Source organism: Microcoleus sp. AR_TQ3_B6 (assembly GCF_036702785.1).
Taxonomy (GTDB): domain Bacteria; phylum Cyanobacteriota; class Cyanobacteriia; order Cyanobacteriales; family Microcoleaceae; genus Microcoleus.
On sequence record NZ_JAUBVJ010000196.1, the window covers coordinates 1 to 3,544 of the forward strand.

4 protein-coding genes are annotated in these 3,544 nt (G+C 46.1%); all 4 read right to left on the bottom strand.

Annotated elements, in window-relative coordinates:
* On the bottom strand, nt 1–1,286 hold a 1,286-nt coding region (locus QUB56_RS36480), incomplete at its 3' end, for a S8 family peptidase (RefSeq protein ID WP_332961234.1).
* A 775-nt stretch (nt 1,287–2,061) separates the two neighbouring features.
* Complete coding sequence (locus QUB56_RS36485; protein ID WP_332961235.1) at nt 2,062–2,304, bottom strand: hypothetical protein; 243 nt, start codon at nt 2,302–2,304, stop codon at nt 2,062–2,064.
* A gap of 93 nt (nt 2,305–2,397) precedes the next feature.
* The gene (locus tag QUB56_RS36490) at nt 2,398–2,643 is read right to left on the bottom strand and encodes a hypothetical protein (protein ID WP_332961236.1); all 246 of its coding nucleotides are present in this window, start codon (nt 2,641–2,643) and stop codon (nt 2,398–2,400) included.
* 162 nt (nt 2,644–2,805) lie between these two features.
* The coding region (locus tag QUB56_RS36495; protein ID WP_332961237.1) for an Ig-like domain-containing protein at nt 2,806–3,544 on the bottom strand (739 nt) is incomplete at its 5' end.

Here is a 3,544-nt window from a genome sequence, read left to right on the forward strand (position 1 = left end):
GTGCCTGTTGTACTCACAGGTAGGCCACTTAGCACAATCCGCTGGACAAAGTTATCATTGGGAACCAATGGTGGTGGGGTAGAGCCCCCCAAAGCATTGTTAATGTTCAACCGACCCCCTGAAACCGTCCTACCACTCAAAGCAGGTTTAGGATCCGTTGTTTCTAGCAGCCGGTTTTTAACTTGCTGTGCTGTCCAAGTCGGATTTTGAGACCACACCAACGCCGCCCCGCCGGCGACATGGGGAGATGCCATGGATGTCCCAGAGTAAGTGGCATAATTTCCTCCGGGTGTGGTGCTATAAATATCTTCTCCTGGCGCTCCTAAATCAACACTAGTGAGTCCATAGTTGGAGAAAGTTGCGAGTCCATCGGTGCGGGTGGTTGCGGCAACAGAGATAATATTAGGTAGATTGTAGCTGGCAGGATAAGCAGGCGTTATGTCATTGTTAATTGTTTCATTACCCGCTGCAGCAATTAATAAAGCTCCCTGTTGTCCGGCGGTATTGATGGCATCGTATAGGCCTTGACTGTTGCTGTAGACTCTCCAAGAGTTATTAGTAATTTTGACGCCCTTGGCCGTAGCATAATTAAGTGCCAAAATCGCATTAGATATGTCGCCAGAACCACTATCATTTATCCATTTAAGTGGCATAATCTTGGCATTCCAGGCCACCCCGGTCACACCAACGCCGTTATTGCCTTTTCCGGCAATGGTTCCCGAAACATGGGTGCCATGGCTGTTCACATCCATCGGGTTATTGTCGTTATAGGCAAAGTCCCAGCCGCGAATATCATCAATATATCCGTTACTGTCGTTATCGATGCCATCTCCGGCGACTTCCCCTGGATTTGTCCAGATATTGCCCACTAAGTCGGGATGGTTGTAATCAACTCCTGTATCAAGAACGCCGATAACTTGGTTTGGGTTTCCCGTTTGAATATCCCACGCTTCGGGGGCATCGATGTCTGCATCGGGGGTTCCCCCACTTTGACCTGTGTTGTTGAGTCCCCATAATTGGGGATAGCTAGGATCGTTGGGAGTTGTGATTTGCGGTGTAATTTCTGCTAATTTTTCTTGAGTAGGATTCGTTTTTTCGACATCCTCAAGGCTGATAATATAATCCGGCTCTATGTATTCAATGCGCGGATCATCTGCATAAGCGGATATTATTTGTTCTACGTTTCCTGCTGGAACGTCCCAAATGTCAATATCAAATTCTTCGGCTGTGGTGACTTTTGTGACTCCGATTTCTGCCTGCAAGGTGTTAATGTCACTTGCAGACACCGTCTGTTTCAGTTTGACTATTACACGATCCGATCTAAACTCTGTAGTCATGATAGATTAACCCTTCTATTGATAAAAGAATAGTGGGGATAGAAAATGGCACAAATGCCCTTTTCTATCGGGCAAGTAAGTATCGAAATCACTGCCTGTGGTGTCAAAATTAACTATCCCGCTACTGGGTGCTGTCCCAGACGACCACGCCGAGTTAATTTGCCCACTTTGGGCAGGTTCCTGTGCTTCTCCAGTGTCTCCAATATTTCAGCCTGTTGTACTCACAGGTAGACTACGAGGAAAATTTGGTTAGCAAAGTTATCATTTACGCTAATAGTCTTTTTGCTTTTTTTTCTAAGTGGTAATTACTTTGATCTCGGGTACAGATGCACGCGAATACAGAGGTATGCGAATACAGTAGGACGCGAATTTTACCTAGTAAGCAAAAGGTTATAAATGCGTTGGATTCGCTTGACTTGATATCACTATGTATCCATCATAAACTGTTCCTGAGGTGAGATTTATTTTGTAATAAAAGTTTACACTTAGTGTTGAATAGCGAGTAGAGAATGGCACGGTTAGACTTTTATTGTCTTGATGTGACAGTATTGCCTGTAACTAATTTTCCGACTTGCAGGAGAAAAGACGTACTTTTTTATATTCACTCAATAGAGACGTTCAGTAGTCCGACATAAATAAACACTGCTGTGTAAAGAAAGATGAAGTCAAAGCCGTCAAACTTTGAGCCAGTTGCAGTTAATTTAGACGGTAAATGTAGAGCTAGCTACACTATAATTTGACAAGGAATCCCCCATTTTCTGCTGGTTTCATTTCGGCAGTATTCAGGCTCTAATTCGCAACCTAACTCAGTCACAAACAGGCTGACTGTGTACGATCGCTCTCCGAAAGAAAGCGTAATTATTGACTGAATGCTGGCGCACGGTTTGATTGAAAACCGCTGGCGCGATCGAGGTTCAATCCGCCAGCGCAGCATTCTGCATGAAAGCTGAAGTAAGCTGTTACGCATTTAAACTGTATATTCTAGCAAGCGAGGACGCTTGAACTACAAGGGATTCACGATTCCCCAACAAGCTATTTAGATGCTTAACAGCTTAGGGTTTTAGGTAATACTAAGTTGAGCAAAAGTTAGAGCGCGATCTAACACCAGCAAATCTTCACCTTTTATCAAATCAGTAATTAGATTCGGGCCGGAACCTGGTTTTAAAACAAAGCCATCGCGCCCCATGCCGCCGTTGAGAATATCATTTCCCAAACCCCCAATCAGATAATCGTCCCCTAATGTGCCGTTGAGAGTATCGTTGTCCTCCGAGTCGCATAGCTGGTCACTACCGCCGTTGCCAAACATCAAATCCTTTGAGGCAATAGCTGAGGCACAAGGGGTGCAAGGATTTCCCAGTATAAATCTGTGAGACGGCAGGAGTAAGGTCTAGCTGCTGGATACCGTTGTGACAGCCATGACCTTACTTCCAGACAATCTTGATATCAAATGGGTTCTCTATGATGCAACTTAAAAGCCGAGTTGCTTAGGCCCAGTGCCAACCAGGTAAGGCTCGGCCAACAGGCTAGTTTTAGCCACACCGAAAGGCTCAGTATCCATTCCTAGAGGTTGGCTTCCGGCTAATACTCCATTAGCGTCGGTCAACACTGGATTTAGGTCTTTTACTAAAATGGGGACATCGCTGGCAGCAGGGCTAAAGAGACTAGGGGCATCGAGGGCGGCTCCACCTTGGGTAAGTGGATCCATTTTGTTGCCGATGGCCAAGTCCGTACCCGAAGCACTGTCGGATACAGAGGATACTGCAAACGGCAAGATAGAAGTATCTGCAACCGTATTACCCGTTAGAGGATCTTTATCAGGATACCCCTTGAGCGTATTATTGGCAGTTCCGGTTAATTTACCACCGCCAGCAGAGCCAGGAGGGGTAGGGGCAATATTAAGGTTAATCGGACCGGTTCTATTCGACCAACCATCAACAGCTATTCCAGAAAAGCCTGCGTTAGGAGTATAAGTGAAAGAACCGTCTTTGTTGAGGGCGATCGAGCCTTTAGTTGGGTTTGCGGCCACCGCAGCAGTTAGTGTGTTCAAGTCCGAGTCGGAGTCGTTACCTAAAACTCCCGGCACTATTACGCTGAGGACTTTTCCCGCACTGAGGCTGTAGGTGTCGGGAGTTGCTGTTGGCGGATTGTTAGTAACGTTGATATTCACCGTAGCCGGGACAATCGCAGCCCCGTCGCTAACGATGTAG